Origin of the sequence: Shewanella sp. SW1, from assembly GCF_025653545.1 — a bacterium.
Classification (GTDB): domain Bacteria; phylum Pseudomonadota; class Gammaproteobacteria; order Enterobacterales; family Shewanellaceae; genus Shewanella; species Shewanella oncorhynchi.
The window spans coordinates 12,699-32,463 of sequence record NZ_JAKKSG010000017.1; the positions used below are offsets into that span (position 1 = coordinate 12,699).

A 19,765-nucleotide genomic window follows, 5' to 3' on the forward strand; every position below is an offset into this window, starting at 1 on the left:
TCACTGTTACCAAGGCGTTGACGCATTACTTTGTATTATTCAGGACAAGCTAGGGTAGGGATGACTTTAGGCTTAGGTTTTATCTGCACTAGCATGACGCCAATAATGACCATAGAACCGCCAATATAATGATAAATGGCTAAGGTTTCATCTAGGATGATGGCCGCCAGTATAGCCGCAATAATAGGCATTAAATTAAAGAATACGCTGGTGCGATCGGCGCCGAGTTTGCTTATGCCATTGATCCAAGCCCACGGCGCTAAAAGTGAGGCAGCGATAGCAGCGTAAAGTATCAGTGGTGCTGATTGGGCACTGATCGCCATGCTGGGACTCGTAAACAGCAGTGGCGTTAGCATGAATACGGCTATGAGTCCTTGAATATAAACCGATTCCCAAGTCGGTAGTGGCAGTTGCCAGCGTTTCAGTAATACGCCATAGAGCGCATACACAAAGGCGCTAAAGAGCAACAGTAAATCACCTTGGGTCACGCCGATGGCAAGGTTCATCATATCGCCGTGACTGAGCATAAAAATCAATCCAAATAGCGAGATTAAGGTGCCACCAAAGGCTAACGGTGATAATTTTTGCTTGAGTAATGGCACGGCTAAAAACAGACTGATCATAGGCACGAGAGAGGTGATTAATGCCATATTTGTTGCCGTGGTGGTTGCCGCCGCAAAATAGGCCAGACTTTGGTTTAGCACCATACCTAACAAAGCCAAAGTAGCGAACTTAGGTAACAAAGGTAGTATCACTTGGCGTTTTTGCCAGACGCGACTTGCGACAAAGGGGGTTAACAATAACATAGCGAAAAACCAACGGTAAAACGCTATGGCTTCAGGATCGATAATCCCAAATGAGAGCTTGTTGACTATCGAATTGCCTGCCCAAATTAATACGGCCAACAGGGGAAACAAATACAGCATGGTCTTGCCTTTAGGTACTGGCTAAAGTGACTGGCCATAGCTTATGGCTTATCACTTAAGCATCCAGATAATAGATTAGTGGCTATTATCCATGGTCGGTTATGATATAAATATCGCTTATCAGACAAGGTCAGTTCCTCTACGGACAAGCGTAATCTGGGTTAGCGATTTCGTTTGAGTTTTTGGACCACCATAGCTTTGAGGGCATCAAAATGCGCACGGTTTACCATCCGCTCACGGCAGAGCAAGAGCCTGCTGCAGATATCTTCTTCAACTATGAAGCTTTCCTGCCAAATACGGTAACGCCAAAACATCAACATATTTGGGGGCAACTGCAGTTAATCAGCGGTGGAATTATGGAGTTACATGCTGCAGGGCAACGGTTTTTATCGCCGTCACAATATGCGATTTGGGTTCCTGCGGGGATAGAACATGAAAGTTATACTCGGCGCAGTATTCATTATTGCTCGATGAATATAGTTGCTGAGCGGGCTGCGGCTTTTCCCATAGAGACCTGTCTTTTAGCCGTGACACCCATTGCCCAATCTATCGTTAACGATCTGCGGGAGCGGCAAGTCACTGTGGCAGAAACTGCGGCGGATAAGCGACTGGTTGAGGTTTTACTCGATCAGCTGACCTTGGGTAAAGCTCTGCCGCAATTTCTGCCCACCGTTTCAGATAAACTGTTACAGCCGTTGTTGCTGGCACTTGAAGCCGACCCTGCGAGTTCGAAAACCTTTAAATCTTGGGCGAGTGAATTACATACCACAGAGCGTACTTTAGCTCGCCGCTGCCAAGAGGTTCTGGGGATGAGTTTTACTGAGCTAAGACAAAGGCATAAGTTTATCTATTCCTTACAACTATTACGTCAGGGACTTGCGATCAAAGAAGTGGCATTGACGCTCGGCTATAACCAAACTTCGCCTTATATCGTGATGTTTAAAAAATATGCTCAGTGCTCACCTGAGCAGTATCGCCGCCGATTGTGATTGAGTGGCTGATGGAGCAAGGCTTAATAAAGGCGAGATGATGAGATCTTATGCGAAAGTCGCGCTAGATGATGCACTAAAAATATTGGGGGAAACTGTGAAATAAGATAGGGTGCTAAAGTATTAACACCCTATTTTCGGCCTATTTAAAGAGAGGATTTAAGGTTTTTTACAGAGTTAGATAAGTTAGTCGGAAGCCTTTTGGCGGTTCCGTTTATCTTGACGCTTCTCTTTTAAGGTTTTCATTGGCGGTTTTTTGTTTTTTTCTTTACTCATAGATATAAACTCCAAAGTGAAGGTTACTATCCGAACCCGCGCCGCAAATCGGTTTCGATAGTTGGGCTCAATTTTTTATTTCAGGCTTTAATTGAGACGGTTTATTTATAAAGAGTATAAAAATAAATTTAACGATTGAGGCGCCGTGCTAAACCTCTTAACCCCTTTGCTGTTTACTCTAAAGCGCTGCCATGACTTATACGTAAATAGTTGCAAAGAGTCGTTAATTGCAGTGTTAAACTTATTTAAAGTGTCTCTTTAATAAATATCGCGGCCAGTTAATGACTTCAAAATAACATTCCCTCTTATTATATTATGTTGAAAATGCCGCTATAAGCCGCCGCTAATAGCGAGTTCAAAGCATGTTGCCACTGAATTGAACATGCTCTATTTTAAAATGCTTACAACCTTATAATCATATCTTTAAAATTTTCTGAAATGTTATCAAGTAGCAATACTCAATAGCCATTTACAAACAGTATGCCCAAATGATTTTTTCCTATACAGACTTTTTAGGTTGTTTTTTCGTTAAATTGACATCTTTAATCATAAACAGAACTGGTTTGCCTAAAATGCTCACCTCTGCCAGTTCGCCCTTTGATAACCCAAGTAAGCTAACGCCTAAATCTGATATGACAGAGAAACGTCCTGCACTGGGTTTATGCCTTGGTGGATACACGAGTTCAATTTGGTACTCTTGCTGATCCTGCAGATTAACTAAGTGAATTTCCCGTCCCACAGTCACTTTATCACTCGTCGTATCATACTTTAGCTGCTCAAGCTTACTAATCACGCCTGCCAAAGCCGTTGGGCGTAGAGAGGCATTAAAACTGTTTTGTAAATAATAGGTTTCAGTTTTTAGAATAAAATTCTGGAAAAGACCACTAAAAAAAGAATATGCCATTGCCGCCTCTGAAATAACAAAGTTAAAATATAAGCATAGAAATTAAAATGAGTATTACTCTGTGCTTATTTCACAAGAAGTTATAATTCTGCCGAGCGCGAGTGACGCTCGGCTTAGACTGGGAATTTGAGCGAGAGGCGGATTGAGCTTACTGAACTAGATGTGTTAGCTAACACATGGGAAAATAGTGATGAAAATGCAGTGCTAAACATAGTGTTACATCTCCAGTCAAAAGTTGATATTCGATTGATTATTTATTTTTTTGTATATCGATTTAGTATATCGGTCTTGCCATTAACTAAATCTTGCCATTAACTAAATAAGTAATTGCTTGGCTGATACCATAGGTCAAGTAAAAATATAAAGCAAGCCTAACTAAGCTAATCTTGCTGAATATACTGATAACAGTAAAGTTGGATTTAACATTGTTTTAACCTTGCCACATTGGGGGCTAGTCTTCGTCAATTTAATGCTAGCACTCGTAAAGTAAACTGAGCACTTGTTAATTTGGCGCAAATTAATTCAACCATTGAATATTCTAGTGCATTGTTTGAATATTCTAGTGCATTGTTGCTAGATGCTATGGGCACTAACTGAATTAAGCCTTAATATAAGCTTATAAAGTCAATATTTACTTAGGTTGTTAAGCCCGCACCTTTTAAAAGTATTTTGATACACATAGAGACGAGGAACAGACAGCTTACGCTCGTACACCAAATCAGCACTAACCAGCCGAGTCGATAGGCGAGGGATTTCGTTTGGGTCGTCATGTTGATCTCCTGCATATGTAAAGTCATCTAAGGTGAATCAGCGACCTAAGCCAAGTTAGCTTAGGTCGCGTTTTGGGAAGCCTCTTCTTTTATCTGAGTTATGGCTAGTGATAGCCTGCATCCTTGGTCACTTTGCCGCGGAACACGTAGTAGCTCCAAAAGGTATAAACCAAAATCAGCGGGATGATCATCAGGGCGCCGACGAGCATAAAGCTCAGGCTGCTGTCGGGGGCAGCTGCCTGCCAAAGGCTGATGTTGGGTGGAATAATGTGTGGCCAGATGCTGATCCCTAAGCCACTAAATCCTAAGAAAATCAGCCCTAGAGTGAGTAGGAATGGCTGATAGTTATCATCACGATTTAGGGATTTTATCAAGGCCCAACTGCAGGCTAATACCAGTATTGGCACTGGGGCGAAGTAGAATAAATTCGGTAAACTAAACCAGCGCAGGGCAATATTGGGTTGCACGAAGGGGGTCCATAAACTGACTAAACCTATGGTCATCAACAGGCATAATGTCAGTGCTTTGCCGAGTTGTTGCATGGTCGTTTTAAGCTCGCCTTGGCATTTTTTTACTAACCAAGTCGCGCCGAGCAGAGCATAGGCCAGCATAAGGCCAAATCCACAGAAAAGTGAGAAGGGCGTTAACCAATCGAAACTACTGCCGCTAAATTGTTGGTTACTCACCGAAATGCCGGAGATAAACGCCCCCAGCACTACGCCCTGTGAAAAGGTGGCTGTGATAGAGCCAAACATAAACGCTTTATCCCAGAATGGTTTAGCTTCTGCGCCCGACTTAAATCTAAACTCAAATGCCACGCCGCGAAAAATCAATGCCAGCAGCATGATGAGCAGCGGTATGGTTAGCGCTTCGAGCACTATGGCATAGGCGAGGGGAAATGCACCGAGCAGGCTGGCGCCGCCGAGCACTAACCAGGTTTCATTACCATCCCAAACAGGGGCGACGGTATTGACCATAATATCTCTGTCGTCCTCGTCGTGAATGAAGGGAAACAGTATGCCGATGCCGAGATCGAAGCCATCCATCACGATATACATTAAGGTGGCAAAAATGATGATCCCGAACCAAATCAAGGGTAGATCGAATTCCATGGTGAGCCCTTAAATATGTTTAAGATTGAATAAGTTAAACTAGATTCATTTACTTTAAAATTAATGGCTTGTTGCCGCGATATCTGGCCCTTTGCGGATGAGTCGCATCATATAGCGATAACCAACGCCGAAGATGCCACAGTAACTGACGATGAAAATCCCTAGGCTGATACTCAGGTGGGTAACGCTGTGGGAAGACACGGCATCCTGAGTGCGCATCAACCCTTGGATCACCCAAGGTTGACGGCCAAGTTCGGTGGTAAACCAACCCGCTAGTGTGGCGAGCAATCCGGCGGGGCCGAGCACGAGTACAAATCGCAGAAAGTGTTTGTTGCTGTAGAGGCTGCCTTTGCGCCTGAGATAAGCGCTCCACAGTCCAGCAAAAATCATCAATAAGCCTAAGCCGACCATGAGCCTAAAACTCCAGAACACTAACAACACATTTGGTCTGTCCTCGGCGGGATACTCAGTCAAGGCTGGCACTTGTTTGCTTAAATCATGCTTTAAGATCAGGCTAGCGAGCCCTGGGATTTCGAGACTGAAGTGCTTTTTCTCTGCGTCCATATCGGGAATCGCAAACAAGATAAGCGGTGTGGGTTTGTCACCCTCATTACGCCAATGGCCTTCCATCGCCGCCACTTTTACAGGTTGATATTCAAGGGTATTTAAACCATGAAAATCACCAATCACAGCTTGCAACGGCGCGACGATTAACGCCATCCACATCGCCATAGACAACATCTTACGGATCGCGGGTGTATCGTTACCTTTGAGTAAATGCCAAGCCGCCGATGCGCCCACAAAGAAAGCCGACGAAATAAACGCCGCTACTGTCATATGGGCTAAACGATAGGGAAATGAAGGGTTAAACACTATCTGAAACCAATCCACAGGAATGACGCGATTATTCACAATTTCAAAACCTTGGGGCGTCTGCATCCAGCTGTTTGAAGCTAAGATCCAGAAGGTTGAGATAATAGTGCCCGTGGCGACCATACAAGTGGCGAAGAAATGCAGGTTTTTGCCTACCTTCTGCTGACCAAATAGCATGACCCCCAGAAACCCCGCTTCGAGGAAGAAGGCGGTGAGGACTTCATAGGTGAGTAGCGGCCCAGTTACGCTGCCCGCGAAGGCGGAAAAAGCACTCCAATGGGTACCAAATTGATAGGCCATCACTATGCCTGAGACCACACCCATGCCGAAGTTTATGGCAAAAATCTTCGACCAAAATTGATAGAGTTGTTGGTACACCTCATTCGCTGTTTTCAGCCATAAGCCTTCTAATACCGCCAGATAGGTGGCGAGGCCGATAGTGATGGCAGGGAAAATAATGTGAAAAGAGATGGTAAAAGCAAATTGGATCCTAGCGAGCACTGTGGCATCAAAATCAAACATAATTTCCTCGAGCGATAGGCATTTCTCGTTACAAAGGCATTGTTCTAGTCGCGTTCACTGAACCCTAAATTGGCTTGACGGTGAAAGCTTGTGTGCTATTAGACCATGGGATATGCTGGCTATAACAGACACAGAATATCTTGGATTGGCTATAACAGATGACGAAGTACGAGCAGTTAGCGCAGGAATTAAAGACACGAATAGCCCAAGGTGTCTGGCAGGCGGGGGACAAGTTGCCGTCGCTGCGCCAAACTGTGGCCGATTCGGGCTTGAGTCTGATGACAGTGCTCAATGCCTATCAGCTATTGGAAAGCCAAGGCGTGATCTCGGCGCAGGCAAAATCGGGCTATTTAGTGGTGCCAAAGCCGGAATTAATCGCGCGGCAGGGAGAAGCCTTTCGTTATCCCGAGCGACAAAAGCCGATTTATCTTTCCGATAGCGTGGATATTAATGAGTTTGTATTCAATGTTCTGCAGGCTTCAAAGCAGGCGGACATAGTGCCCTTTGGCTCTGGATTTCCCGATCCTAGTTTATTCCCGCAACAAGCACTGGCGCGATCTTTAGTTAAGGTGACTCGGCACATGTCACCTTCTTTTGCCGCCGATAATTTACCGCCAGGAAATGCGGGATTGCGTAAGGCGATCTCCCAACGTTATGCCAAATTGGGCATGAGCATTTCGCCCGACGAAATCATCATTACCTCGGGTGCCATGGAGGCGCTCAACTTGAGCTTAGCGACGCTGACTCAAGCGGGTGATTGGGTTGTCATTGAATCACCGACCTTTTATGGCGCGATGCAAGCCATTGAACGGCTTAAACTCAGGGCGATTGCGGTCGCGACCGATCCACAACAGGGGATTGATCTCGAGGCGCTGGCAGAAGTGTTAAATACCTATCCAGTGAAAGCCTGCTGGTTGATGAGCCAACATCAAAATCCCTTAGGTTGCAGCTTATCGGATGCTAAAAAACAGGCGCTTTATCAGCTACTAAACGAGCATAAAGTCAGTTTGATTGAGGATGATGTTTATCAAGAACTCTATGTCGACTCCAGCGCGCCAAGGCCAGTAAAAGCCTTCGATACCGAAGGACGGGTGTTGCACTGTGGCTCATTTTCTAAGTCTTTGATTGCTGGTTATCGTGTCGGCTGGGTGGCGGCGGGATGCCATGCACCGCAGTTACAACGTTTACAAGTCATGTCGACGTTATCGACCAGTGCGCCCATGCAGCTCGCCATCGCCGATTTTATTCAGTCGGCGCAATATGAACGCCATTTGAAACAGTTACGTAAAAAGTTAGCCAGCCGTAAATTGGCCATGTATCAATTATTGTGCGCGCATCTGCCTGAATCTGTGGGGGTCAACTTCGCGCAGGGCGGCTATTTTCTCTGGTTAGCGCTGCCATCACACATGGACGCTACACAAATTTATTATCAGGCGATTGAGCGTGAGATCAGTATTGCACCCGGAAATCTCTTTAGTAATCAGGTCGAATTCCGCCATTTTATGCGTTTGAATGCCTCATACGAGTGCTCGCCAGAGATAGTCTCTGCGGTCGTGGTGCTGGCCGAACTTATTCGTAACTATTCGCGCCGAAGTTAAAGGCTGTGGCTAAAAAGTTTTAGACTTCTAGATGTCTATCTGTTAGCTTGTTGAGCATGCACAAATCTTGTGCAATTCTCAATGTCGATTGAAAACTGGGCTGCTACGGATAAGGAAGGGAAAATGAAATTAGAGTCACTGGCATTACACCACGGTTATGAGTCAGAAGCGACCACGAAGGCGGCCGCAGTACCTATCTATCAAACGACCTCTTATACCTTCGATGATACCCAGCATGGTGCTGATTTATTTGACTTAAAAGTCGCTGGTAATATTTATACACGGATAATGAATCCTACGACTAGCGTGCTAGAGCAACGTCTGGCGGCCATTGAAGGCGGCATAGGTGCGCTGGCCGTGGCATCGGGTATGGCGGCGATTACCTATGCAATTCAAGCCTTGACTCAAGTTGGCGATAACATCGTCAGCACCAGTCAGCTCTATGGCGGCACCTATAATCTGTTTGCCCATACGCTGCCGCGCCAAGGCGTTGAAGTTCGCATGGCGGCCTTCGATGATTTTGAAGGCCTCGATGAGCTGATCGATGACAAAACTAAGGCCTTGTTCTGCGAATCGATTGGTAATCCAGCCGGCAATATTGTCGATTTACAGCGTTTAGCCGAGATTGCCCATAAACATGGCGTGCCTTTAATTGTCGATAATACGGTCGCGACTCCAGTGTTATGTCGCCCCTTTGAGCATGGCGCCGATATCGTTATTCACTCTTTAACTAAATATATTGGTGGCCATGGCACGACGATTGGCGGCGTGATTATCGATTCTGGCAAGTTCGATTGGGTGGCGAATAAGGAAAGATTTGCCTTACTCAATCAAGCCGATCCTTCCTACCACGGCGTGGTTTACACAGAAGCCTTTGGTCCTGCTGCATTTATTGGTCGTTGCCGTGTGGTACCGCTGCGTAATACCGGTGCTGCACTGTCACCGCACAGTGCATTTTTACTGTTGCAAGGCCTTGAAACCTTAAGCCTTAGAATGGAGCGCCATTGCTCGAATGCCTTGGCATTAGCTGAATATCTGGTGTTGCATCCGGCGGTCGGTTGGGTGAACTACGGCGCCTTGCCGAGCAGTCCTTATCAGGATAATTGCCACAAGATCACTGGCGGAAAAGCTTCTGGGATCATCAGCTTTGGGATTAAAGCGGCCACAGCAGAAGAAGGTAAGCTTGCTGGCGGACGTTTTATCGATGCACTGCAGATGATCCTGCGTTTAGTGAACATTGGGGATGCGAAATCCTTGGCCTGCCACCCTGCGAGCACTACGCACAGACAGCTCGATGCCGATGAACTGGCAAGGGCGGGCGTGTCTGAGGATCTTATCCGTATCTCGGTTGGGATTGAGCATATCGACGACATCATTAACGATGTGGCGCAGGCGCTCGATAAGGCACTGGTGAGCAAATAGCTCGTATCGAATAGTCCATATTAAATAGCCGATACCTCATCGCTTTATTAAATCGTTAACAGTAAAAAGCCGCCATCGATTCAATTCGATAGCGGCTTTTTTAGTGCTTTAAAAACGATGTTAATCTTACTGCAGTCGATTTCTCGCCTTCTGATAGAAGTAAGAAACAGTCAGCAAAATGACCCCGATCAGCATAAAGGCAATCACCTTTTGCACTAGCTCGAAGGACGCCATATCCAGTAATAGCACCTTGAGCGTCGATAAGGTAAATAGCCCAGCAGCGAGGCTGATCATATTGGCATTTTGTGGTTTTAAGCTGATAAACATCAACACACTGCCATGGATAACCAATAAAATCGCGCTGAGCGGTGCGGCAATCATGTTATCGAAGCTATAACTCCACATGAAGTAACTTAAGGCGAGTAACAGATGCCAACCCCACTTAAGTCCTTGTAAAGGTAAGATGCGTCTATGCAAGCGTATTGCTGCACCGTGCTGCAAGATAAGCCTTGCTAGGAGTGCCAGTGATAAAAACTCGATTAACACAAACGAGGCATTATCACGATTAAGCCCGAGTGTTAGCTCAAAATGCAACATGATGGGCAGCAGGGCTAAGCCTAACGTTAGGCCATAGGCGAGATGATAGCTTTCCTTTATTGCGGCTTGGATTTCGGCGGCGAGGGGGAATTTTGCGCTATATGAGGCTTGGCCTACAGATCTCTGACTTAAACCTCTCAGGCTTAAACCTCTTTGGATTAGCAAAGCAAAATAACCACTTAAGGCTAATGCTGTCATGGCTATTCCTACTAGCTCAGAATGATTAAAACCATAAACGATCACGGCCAATACCAGTGCAAAGTAATAAGGGCTTAATTGCCATTGTAGCTGCAGCAAGGGACGCCATGTCTCGGGTAATTGGCGATAACGAAGCAGTGTGAAGCCCATAAAGAGGGCGCCAACGGCTAGCGCCGCGAGTCCTTGCCAAGCGTGAATAAGGCATAGCGAGGCTGTCATAAGAACCGCTAGCCAAGTGAGGATTTTGGCTTCTATATTCAAACTCTTATGTTTAACAAAGTAGGCTAAACCTAGGCTCATAAAGGTGCTCAGCCAGAGTGCAATAGCGGTATATTCCCAATGGTTGCGGATGACTTTGGGCAGCAGAATAAGCGGCAGCAGCAAATAGCAGAAGATTTGCATCGTATAAGCGGCTTTGGCAAATAAGGCATCTTTATAGTGGCGACGATACCAATAATGGGCCAAGAGTAGGACGATAAATAACTCAAACCGTGCCAGTTTTGCCATAAGCGGTTGGGCACTAAAGCTAAAACTGCCTGTGAGCATTATGCCTTCAACAACCTTAAACAGCAGCGGCAATAGTAAGAGCCAAGCAGCAAACTCGCTCACAACGAGTCTGTCCTTTGCGCTCAAATACAGCAGTAATAGGCTGACGAGTGGCAAGATGGCGAGGTAGTAATCGCTACTCAGAAGGTAAGCCGCGAGGATAATTGTCGCCACATAAAAACCGCTTAATAGCTCTTTTAACACTCTGTTTAGCTGACTTTCTAGGGTCGAAAGTAACGTATGATGGAGTGTTAATAGCCGAATCACTAAGACTAAGGCGGCGCAACTTAAAGCCAGTGCCAACAGTGGAAAGCCAAAAGCTGACAAGGGAGAAATTGGCGCCCCATCGATAAAGCTTGATTCTAAAAGGCTCATGCCCGTCAGTACACTAGACACATTGAGCCCTAATCCCATCAGCAGCAATACATAGGCTTCGGCGCGAACGGAAATCAGTTCTTCTTTGGTGCCAATCCACAAGAGTAATAAGGCTTCGAGCAGTAATACTAATCCAAGGAAATCGTGGCTGAGTAAATACAGTGCGGCAAATCCCGCAAAACTGCCTGCAAAGACTAACAATAAGCCGCTGCGGGCTTTTTCTAGATTGCCTGTGCGCTTCCAATATAGGGCTGCGCAAATCAGTGCGTTCGCCGCAAAGATTTCCCCTGCGAACTCAGTAAATTGCGTCAACTCTAATAACACAAATGCGAGCAATGCTATCGGTAGGGCGAGTATGCGATGGCTCAGTGCATTATGTTTTTCATCCTGATGGGTAAACGGTTTGGTAAATAGTAGGCCTGTGATGCCGTAGAGATAAAAGAACGCATTAATACTGATAAGTGCGAGCAGACTGACTCCGCCAATGTCGCCAAGTGGCAATTCAATGAAATTGCTAAAAGCTTCGATGCAGCCTATGTGCAACAGGGCGCTGATTTCCAGTAGCAGCGGCCACTTAAGTTTGCGACTCTGGGCAAGGGCGCCCGCACCAATAAGCACTAAATAAGGCAGATACAATAGCGGCGCATAGCTTTGGGATAACAGCATCATAGGCGCGGTCGAGCCACCGACTAAGGCGATCACGGCGATCACTTTGGCATCTAAGCGCATCGACAGGCCATAACCCGCCAAAGTGATCAATAACAGTAAGATAAAACTCGCGCTATTGGGAATTAACTCAAAATACGGCCCAATAAAGTACGCGCAGAGGTAATTAAGTATGAGTCCGAGTCCGACAATACCTGAGCCAAAATCCGCCATACCCGCGCGTTTTTGGCGAATAAAAATCCCGCCCACTATGATAGCGTTCGCGCTGGCAAACCCGAGTAGCGCTTTGCCAAGTTCAGAAAACCAATGGTTGATTGAATATTGCAGTAAATAACCAAAGCCTAAGGTCAGGGTGATGATCCCTGCGACAGTCATTAAAAAGACAGGTCCTAATCCCTTAGCCTGATAATGATGATAGAAAGATTTGACTTGCTCGTTGACTGCCGCAAAGGGTGCCATGACGGCCGCGAGTCCTTGGGATAACAACTCATCAAATTGACTCGCCGCTTGCACACTTGCCTGCAATTTGACTTCATCACTCAGCTGTTGATTTTGTGCTTGAATAAGGTGTTCGGTTTTAGCGACTTGTTCCGTCGAGGTATTTTTCGTTTTTCTTTGCCAAGGGTCTTCTTGCCAAGGTTCACTTGGTATAGGGCCTTGCTGCCATGGGTTGGGTTCTGCTGGGGCTGGTTCTACGGAAGCTGGCTCAAGGGTTGGTGTTTGTGCCGCATAGGTTAATGGGAGCGTGTCTTCAGCCGCAATTTGCTGACTTAACGTCTCGAGCTTAGTGGAGAATTCTGCTAATTGACGACCGAGCGAAGATTGCTGCGATAAATGCAGCGATTGTAACTGTGCCAGCTCAGCTTTTAGTTGGGCAACGTCATCCTTTAACGGCATATCTCATTCCTAAGTGTTTAAGTGCTTAACTCATAAACCTTTGTCGGCAAGAAGTGTACTTGTATGTGTATTTTTCGGCTAGTTGTTGTTGATTTTTAGGAAATCTCCGACTGCTACTTTTCCAACATGTCATTGCTCAGCATAAGAAGAGCCCTGTATAAAAAAGAGCCAAACATTGCTGGCTCTCATTTAACGTGTCAATTTCGATGAGGTTATTTTTTCTGTGCCTGCAGGATCACAAATTTACCGTTGGAGGCGACTGTGGTGCAGTTCTTAAATAAGCGCTGTAATTTTACATGGTAAGCCAGATGACGGTTACCGACGATATGTAAGATCCCCCCCTCTTTTAAGCGGCGGCGGGCATCTAAAAACATCTGCCAAGCGATATGATCGGTAATGGCTTCACCTTGATGAAAGGGTGGGTTACACAGCACCAGATCCGGTTGAACATCATCGGGCAGATGCGTCATGCAATCGTCCCAATAGAAGTGGCCTTTGTCTACGGGCAATTGGTTGCGTGCCCAGTTTGCCTTGGCTGATGCGACTGCCATTTCAGAATCGTCGATAAAGTGAATGTCAGCCTCTGGGAATAACTGGGCGGTGCGTAACCCCAGCACGCCATTGCCACAGCCGAGATCGACAATCGACTTAAAATCCCCTTTGGGCAGATTATCTAGCATGATGCGTGCGCCAATATCGAGTTTGTTGGCGGCAAACACATTACTTAAATTGCTGATCTCAAGTTGATATTCGGGTACGGCCCAAGTCACTTCTTTGGCTAATGGTCTTGGTTTGCCATCACTGACACAGGTGATCACTCGGGTGTTTTTCCACGCTAAGCTAGCGCTTGCGGGGCCTAAATGCTTAGCAAAGATGTCGAGTAAGGCGCCATTAATCGATTTGGATTTGGCGGCCACTAATACACGAGTGCCTGCGGGTAACACTTGCGACAAGCGCGTTAGCTGGTGGGCAAAGTAGCTTAAGTTCTTAGGCAACTTCATCAATACTAATGCTAAGTTTTCCGGCAAGGTATCGCGGCTGGTAAACCACTTCAGATTATCCATCGGCAACTGATTGCGGCCATGGTTTTGCTCTGTGCCTAAAAAGCTGGTTCTGGCATCGGTTTCAACAAATAGCGGCCAACTTGGATGCAATTTAAATAAACCGCAGCTTAAGGCGCCGAAACTGTCGTTGATAATGGCGGTTGGCACGGCGGCTTGCTCTGACTCAATAAGGCTTTTGAGTAAGTGTTCATCGGCGGCATCCCAAGCTTGAAGATTAGATTCCTGCTGAGTTGGATACCGTAAGAGTTCGAGTTCAACACCCGCTACTGAAAATTGTGTTGTCATGTGCCACACTGCGCCAATAAATTTAAGGCGCAGATTATCGCAGATTTCATGTCGCAGTGCGACGGCTCGCATGGAGGACGTCAATGCAGCAAGGTAAGTTAGGGTTTGATACAGAGGGTGAGGCTCAAATTAAACCGCCCATCACCTTAGTGCGGGGTTATCTTAATGCTGAGCAGCAAGCGGCGCTAATGAAAGAAGCGCTGACCTATCCCTTAAGCCGCCCCGAAATCCAAGTCTTTGGTCAGTTTCACGCAATTCCCCGCCAGCAAGTGTGGTTTGGCGATTTGGGCTGCGACTATTTATATTCAGGACTGTTTATTCGCGCCTTACCTTGGCCTAAATATGCTCACAAGTTGAGGGATAAGTTAGCGCGGGATTATGGTTTGGAGAGCAATGGGGTATTAGTGAATCGCTACGCCGATGGTAAAGATTGTATGGGCGCCCACAGTGATGATGAACCTGAAATTGCTCAGGGGAGTCATATTGCTTCTATTACCTTAGGCGCCACGCGGGATTTTGTGCTTAAGCATAAGCACAGTCAAACCAAGTACTGCATAAGTTTGAACAGTGGCGATCTACTGATCATGCATTGGCCCATGCAAAGTGATTGGCTGCATAGCCTCCCTAAACGGTTGAAAGTAAAAGAGCCGCGCTGGAATTACACCTTTAGGCAACTCATCGTTAATTTCCATGGTTAATTGCCTCACGCTAACTGCCTATGGTGAAGCACTGCGAAATATGGCTGGATATAAAGTGGTAGGGCATCAACAAATTGAAAGCGTGAATTTGATCTTTTCAATTTGAAGCAGTACTCTGCGGCAACTGGATTTTCCCATTCTGAGACTCGAATATGTCCAATACTCATGTGCAGGGCACAGTGGCTAACACTATCACGCAGAAGTTAACTGAAGGCTTCTCGCCGACTCACTTAGAAGTGATCAACGAAAGTAATCGTCACCATGTGCCACCGAATTCGGAAACCCATTTCAAAGTTGTGCTCGTGAGTGAGCAGTTTGATGGTTTACGTCTCTTGGCCCGGCATCGATTGGTTAATACTCACTTAGCCCATGAGTTAGCGAATGGCGTGCATGCCTTGTCGATTCACACATTCACTCAAAGTGAATGGGATGCGAATGTACAAGTGCCTAATACGCCAAATTGTCGTGGTTAATTAATCGCTCCGCGATACTGTTTAGCTTAGATTTCAAGGCCACTCTTCATAGAGTGGCTTTTTGTTTTAGGCCGGCTTAAGACCATTTTTGGGTTTGCTAACCTTAGTTTCTAGTTTCCCTACCTTAGTTTCTGTGTTAACAATATGTTTTATTTTAAGAGGTTGGGCGATGTGATTGTCGATACCCATCCTGAGTGCATTTCCATGTCAGTTGGATCCATGTGCTCGTTTGACATCAGGGAGACTATTAAAAATGCGTAAGTTAGGGAGTTTGTTTATCTCAGTGCTGCTGATGGGACTGAGCGGTTGTAACCCCGTCTCCAGTGATGCGCAAAGCGTAGCCGCTTCCCATGCCGCAACTGATGTTCCCCATGCTTTACCTGCTATTGAATGGCGTCTTGCGACCTCTTGGCCGAAAAACTTCCCCGGTTTAGGCACGGCTCCTGAGCGTTTTGCGCATTTAGTCGATGAAATGTCTAACGGTCGGTTAAAGATTAGCGTTTATGGTGCGGGTGAGTTGATGCCTGCTTTTGCCGTATTTGATGGTGTGAGTCAGGGTAAAATTCAAATGGCCCACTCCGCTTCTTTCTACTGGAGAGGAAAAGCGCCCGCAGCGCAGTTTTTTTCATCGATCCCCTTTGGTATGACCGCACAGGAAATAAATGGCTGGCTTCACTATGGTGGTGGTATGGAGCTGTGGACTGAAGTGTATCAACCCTTTGGTATTATTCCCCTCGCGGGAGGCAATACTGGGATGCAGATGGGCGGCTGGTTTAATAAACCCATCAATACTATTGCGGATTTTAAGGGATTGAAGGTCCGCATGCCGGGCTTAGGTGGTGAAGTGTTGAAACGCGTTGGTGCTGTACCTGTAAACATGGCGGGGCGTGAACTTTATGGTGCATTGCAAACAGGCTCGATTGATGCGGCTGAGTGGGTAGGGCCATTGAACGACCTTGCCTTTGGTCTACATAAAGTGGCGAAGTACTACTATTACCCTGGTTGGCATGAGCCGGGTTCTAATATGGAATTCTTGATTAATAAAGCCGCCTTCGAGAGTTTACCTCAAGATTTACAAGCCATAGTTAAAGTCGCGGCGAGAGCCATTAACCAAGATATGCTCGATGAATACACGACCCGTAATGTTGCCGCCCTTGAAACGTTAGTGAATGATGAAGGGGTAGTGCTCAAAGCGTTTCCACCGAAAGTGTTGTTGGAACTTGAGAAAATCTCTAAACAAGTGATTGAAGAGCAAGCCAATCAAGATCCTTTAATGCGAAAAGTGTACGCCGCCTATCACGCCTACGAGCAAGGTGTACGCCAGTATCATAAAATATCTGAGGATGCTTACAGCCAACAGCGTCAACACTAAATGCGTGCCGTTTTTAGCACTCACTGTCACATTAACAGCTGATTTATATGAGATGATTTCATCTTAAATTATCTTGTTATCGGCGTAATTCATTTGGTGTTATGCTTGCAAGCCATAAATAGACAGTTACAGTGGCGTTGATATCGCCCTGAGAATTTGGAGATCCCTATGCCATTACTTGATAGCTTTACCGTTGATCATACTCGAATGAATGCCCCAGCAGTTCGTGTTGCTAAGCACATGAGCACGCCAAAGGGCGATGCGATTACGGTATTTGATCTACGTTTTTGCGCACCGAATAAAGATATTCTCAGTGAGCGTGGTATTCACACTCTGGAGCATTTATTCGCTGGCTTTATGCGTGACCATTTAAATGGTAGCAATGTTGAGATCATCGATATTTCGCCAATGGGATGCCGTACCGGATTTTATATGAGTTTGATTGGTGAGCCGACTGAGCGCCAAGTGGCCGATGCGTGGTTAGCTGCGATGGAAGATGTGCTTAAAGTGGTTGAGCAGTCAGAAATCCCTGAGCTGAACGAATACCAATGTGGTACGTATGAGATGCATTCATTAGAGCAGGCACAAGATATCGCACGTAATATTATTGCGGCTGGCGTAAGTGTAAATCGCAATGATGATTTGAAATTAAGCGACGAAATTCTAGGTAATCTGTAACGGTTTGCACTCTTACTTGTATAAGAGTGCCTAGCCAGTAAATTCAGTTTCCTGAAGTTAATGAGAGAAAGCGACGAGAGTCGCTTTTTTTTTCAAACAAATTCAGCTATTTTACAAGTTAATAACAAAAACGCCGTACGCTAACAAAATTTTTGGGAGCTTGGTATGCCTAGTCGTTACTTCACAGTATCACTCTGTGCAATTTCTGTATCTCTTGCCTGTTCTAACACAACGTTCGCCGATGATTTCCACAGTCAAATGCTGGAACTGAACCAGCTCAATGACACATTCCACTCCACTGCTGACAGTTTAGCGTTAGGCCAGTTAACGGCTTTGACGGTTTTACCTGCGGATCTTAACGGAAATCCAGCAAGCATTAGTATGCGCAGCGCGAGTCAAGGCGTGGCCGTATTGCAAGATAGAGTGTATTTCTCACCTGCGCCTTATTCTGCACCGCAATTACAACTATTACCCAATCTACTGCAACAACAGAGTGTCACTGTCACGCCAATGGCGAATATGGCGGTTGGTGGGCAAGGGGCGTTTGGGGTGGTGAGTTATCAAACCTTACCTGTAGCCGAGCAAGCGGAAAACAGTAAGGTAACGCTCGAAGGCAATACGGATGCTGACTACAGTGTCGATGTGAATTGGGGCGTGAAGCAAAAAGAATACGGCATGATACTCGCGGTTAACTACAGCGATGGTAGCGGCGCCGAGCACTTGCTCAATGGTCAAGACACAGACCATCAAACGACAGACATCTTATTTAAAATCAACGCCGCGAGTTTACTCGGCGCCAGAAGTCCACAGGTGACTGAGTTTACTTACCAGTTTCTCGATGATGATAGTTATCGCTCTCAGCTTGGGTTAACACAGGCCGATTGGCAACAAGATCCTATGAGTTTGTATTCGGCCACTGCGGCGGATAAACATCAGGGGCGACATCATAAGTACCAACTGTCTCACCAAGTTACGCTCAATGGTGGGCATAAGGTCACCACAGACTTTTACTACCAGTCTTATTCGCAGCAATTAAACCAACTCAATCAATTTGATGGGCAAATGCTCGATGCCCAGAGTCTTGCTGCGTTGGCCGCATTTGAACGTCAGCCGACAGTCGATGGCGTCGAACTGGCTTCTTTACAGCAAGACAATGATTTCAGCTCCTTTGGGGCACAAACTGAATCAGTGAATCAGTATGGTGCCCATCAAATTATCTATAGCGCCCGTTATCATACGGATAAAGCTGAGATGCGCCTTGGCGATCAACAGAGTCTATGGCAGCAGGACTTGAGTTTAGTGAGTGATGCACAAAATGCGTTATTGGCCTATACCGACGATGCAACAGCATTTACTTCGGCAATCGATTCCTTGTTTAATTGGGACGAATTACAGATAAAGCTCGCGCTCGCCTATGAACAAGTGAGCGTCAATCGCAAGGTCGATTTAGCTTATGTAGGACTGGATGCGGCTGATTTCTCCGACAGCGATTGGATGCCACAACTCGGTGTTTTATATGATGCTGGAGATTGGCGCTTTAGTACGGATATTCGCCGCTCATGGACCGCCGCGAGTGCAGGTAATCTTGAGCAAGAGGCGCAAGTATCGCTGCAATATCAAGTCAGCGCCCAATATGCCAGTGAGCATTTTAGTGCTGACATCAAAACCTACGTTCAAGATTTTGATAACCTGCATGTCAATTGCGATGCGTATACCCAATGCGCCGACAGTCGTTTGTGGGTTCAAGGCAATGTCGTGGATGTACTGACCAAAGGAGTTGAGCTGAGTCTTGGCTACCAGTGGGATATCGGTAGTGTACAGTTACCATTAGTCTTAAATTATCAATATTCGAATTCAGAGTATCAAACCAATAGCTGTAACGAAATCCAAGGTTGCGTTGTGGCTGGTGATAGAGTGGCTTGGTTACCTGAGCAGCAATTGCATTTTAGTGCTGGAATGAAATATGCCGAATATGAATTGAATGCAAATGTCTTTTATCAATCCGAGCGGGAAATGGGCCAATTTGGCGCTGAATTACAGCCTATCGCAGTACAATGGCGAGTAGATTTGGCGGCGAATTATCATTTTAACCGTCACCATGAGATTTATTTTAGGGTAGAAAACCTCTTAGATGAGACATTAGTCACAACAGCATCAAATAGCGGAATTCGATCGGAAAATGGACGTATTAGCTATTTAGGTTATCAATGGCGCTTTTAAGTTGAATTTTATTTCGTTTGAATTTAAATCAATTGAAACAAATAAGATCGATTTAAGCCGCGTGTAGTGGATGTTTCGACTTTTTGCTAAATTAAATCTTTAATTATTAATGCTATAGTACCCAGTGGCCGTAATATTCTCTCTTTCTGATCAGTCACTAGGTCGGAAGGTGAACGCCGTAGCGCATGATTCTTTTCAATCCGTATTTTAGGTTTGAAATCACCTATAATTTTCGTGGCGATGCCAAGTCAATTGGGGTAAAATGCGCGCGACCAGCGTGATTGCGATCGCATTTCTGTGATAA

The 19,765-nt window shown here is 45.9% G+C and carries 15 protein-coding genes; 8 read left to right on the top strand and 7 right to left on the bottom strand.

Going from position 1 to position 19,765, the window contains the following annotated elements; translation table 11 throughout:
• Positions 1–35: 35 nt before the first annotated feature.
• The gene (locus L5M71_RS15530) at positions 36–926 is read right to left on the bottom strand and encodes a DMT family transporter (protein ID WP_028761579.1); all 891 of its coding nucleotides are present in this window, start codon (positions 924–926) and stop codon (positions 36–38) included.
• Between the two features lie 212 nt (positions 927–1,138).
• Here L5M71_RS15530 and L5M71_RS15535 point away from each other — a divergent pair, with 212 nt between their 5' ends.
• A complete protein-coding gene (locus L5M71_RS15535) occupies positions 1,139–1,915 on the top strand; it encodes an AraC family transcriptional regulator (RefSeq protein ID WP_219255290.1) in 777 nt (258 codons plus the stop codon).
• Positions 1,916–2,690: 775 nt separating this feature from the next.
• On the opposite strand, the gene L5M71_RS15540 is transcribed toward L5M71_RS15535, so the two are convergent.
• The 4 genes from L5M71_RS15540 to L5M71_RS15555 all read right to left on the bottom strand — a co-directional run bounded on the left by L5M71_RS15540 (position 2,691) and on the right by L5M71_RS15555 (position 6,372).
• Complete coding sequence (locus tag L5M71_RS15540) at positions 2,691–3,095, bottom strand: GreA/GreB family elongation factor (RefSeq protein ID WP_263208609.1); 405 nt, start codon at positions 3,093–3,095, stop codon at positions 2,691–2,693.
• A gap of 635 nt (positions 3,096–3,730) precedes the next feature.
• Positions 3,731–3,865, bottom strand: a complete 135-nt coding sequence (locus L5M71_RS15545; RefSeq protein ID WP_105250029.1) for a DUF2474 domain-containing protein — start codon at positions 3,863–3,865, stop codon at positions 3,731–3,733.
• Between the two features lie 104 nt (positions 3,866–3,969).
• A complete protein-coding gene (cydB, locus tag L5M71_RS15550) occupies positions 3,970–4,977 on the bottom strand; it encodes a cytochrome d ubiquinol oxidase subunit II (RefSeq protein ID WP_263208610.1) in 1,008 nt (335 codons plus the stop codon).
• A gap of 60 nt (positions 4,978–5,037) precedes the next feature.
• A complete protein-coding gene (locus L5M71_RS15555; protein ID WP_263208611.1) occupies positions 5,038–6,372 on the bottom strand; it encodes a cytochrome ubiquinol oxidase subunit I in 1,335 nt (444 codons plus the stop codon).
• Between the two features lie 158 nt (positions 6,373–6,530).
• On the opposite strand from L5M71_RS15555, the gene L5M71_RS15560 reads away from it, so the two are divergent.
• Positions 6,531–7,970, top strand: a complete 1,440-nt coding sequence (locus L5M71_RS15560; protein ID WP_263208612.1) for a PLP-dependent aminotransferase family protein — start codon at positions 6,531–6,533, stop codon at positions 7,968–7,970.
• Between the two features lie 123 nt (positions 7,971–8,093).
• On the top strand, positions 8,094–9,392 hold the full coding sequence (locus tag L5M71_RS15565; protein ID WP_263175746.1) for an O-acetylhomoserine aminocarboxypropyltransferase/cysteine synthase family protein: 1,299 nt from the start codon (positions 8,094–8,096) through the stop codon (positions 9,390–9,392).
• Between the two features lie 126 nt (positions 9,393–9,518).
• Here L5M71_RS15565 and L5M71_RS15570 read toward each other — a convergent pair whose 3' ends face one another.
• Both L5M71_RS15570 and L5M71_RS15575 read right to left on the bottom strand, forming a co-directional pair.
• Positions 9,519–12,671 (bottom strand): DUF2339 domain-containing protein, encoded by a 3,153-nt coding sequence (locus tag L5M71_RS15570; RefSeq protein ID WP_263208613.1) that lies wholly within the window; start codon positions 12,669–12,671, stop codon positions 9,519–9,521.
• 212 nt (positions 12,672–12,883) lie between these two features.
• Positions 12,884–14,020: a methyltransferase gene (locus L5M71_RS15575; protein WP_263208614.1), complete on the bottom strand. Its 1,137-nt coding sequence runs from the start codon at positions 14,018–14,020 to the stop codon at positions 12,884–12,886.
• Positions 14,021–14,103: 83 nt separating this feature from the next.
• Here L5M71_RS15575 and L5M71_RS15580 point away from each other — a divergent pair, with 83 nt between their 5' ends.
• The 5 genes from L5M71_RS15580 to L5M71_RS15600 all read left to right on the top strand — a co-directional run bounded on the left by L5M71_RS15580 (position 14,104) and on the right by L5M71_RS15600 (position 19,461).
• A complete protein-coding gene (locus L5M71_RS15580; protein WP_263208615.1) occupies positions 14,104–14,718 on the top strand; it encodes an alpha-ketoglutarate-dependent dioxygenase AlkB family protein in 615 nt (204 codons plus the stop codon).
• A 152-nt stretch (positions 14,719–14,870) separates the two neighbouring features.
• Positions 14,871–15,191 carry a BolA family protein gene (locus L5M71_RS15585; protein ID WP_263208617.1) on the top strand — a complete coding sequence of 107 codons (321 nt, stop codon included), beginning with the start codon at positions 14,871–14,873 and terminating at the stop codon, positions 15,189–15,191.
• Positions 15,192–15,444: 253 nt separating this feature from the next.
• A complete protein-coding gene (locus L5M71_RS15590; protein ID WP_263208619.1) occupies positions 15,445–16,563 on the top strand; it encodes a TRAP transporter substrate-binding protein in 1,119 nt (372 codons plus the stop codon).
• Positions 16,564–16,731: 168 nt separating this feature from the next.
• Positions 16,732–17,241, top strand: a complete 510-nt coding sequence (luxS, locus tag L5M71_RS15595; RefSeq protein ID WP_006080460.1) for an S-ribosylhomocysteine lyase — start codon at positions 16,732–16,734, stop codon at positions 17,239–17,241.
• A gap of 165 nt (positions 17,242–17,406) precedes the next feature.
• Positions 17,407–19,461: a TonB-dependent receptor gene (locus L5M71_RS15600; protein WP_263208622.1), complete on the top strand. Its 2,055-nt coding sequence runs from the start codon at positions 17,407–17,409 to the stop codon at positions 19,459–19,461.
• Positions 19,462–19,765 lie beyond the last annotated feature (304 nt).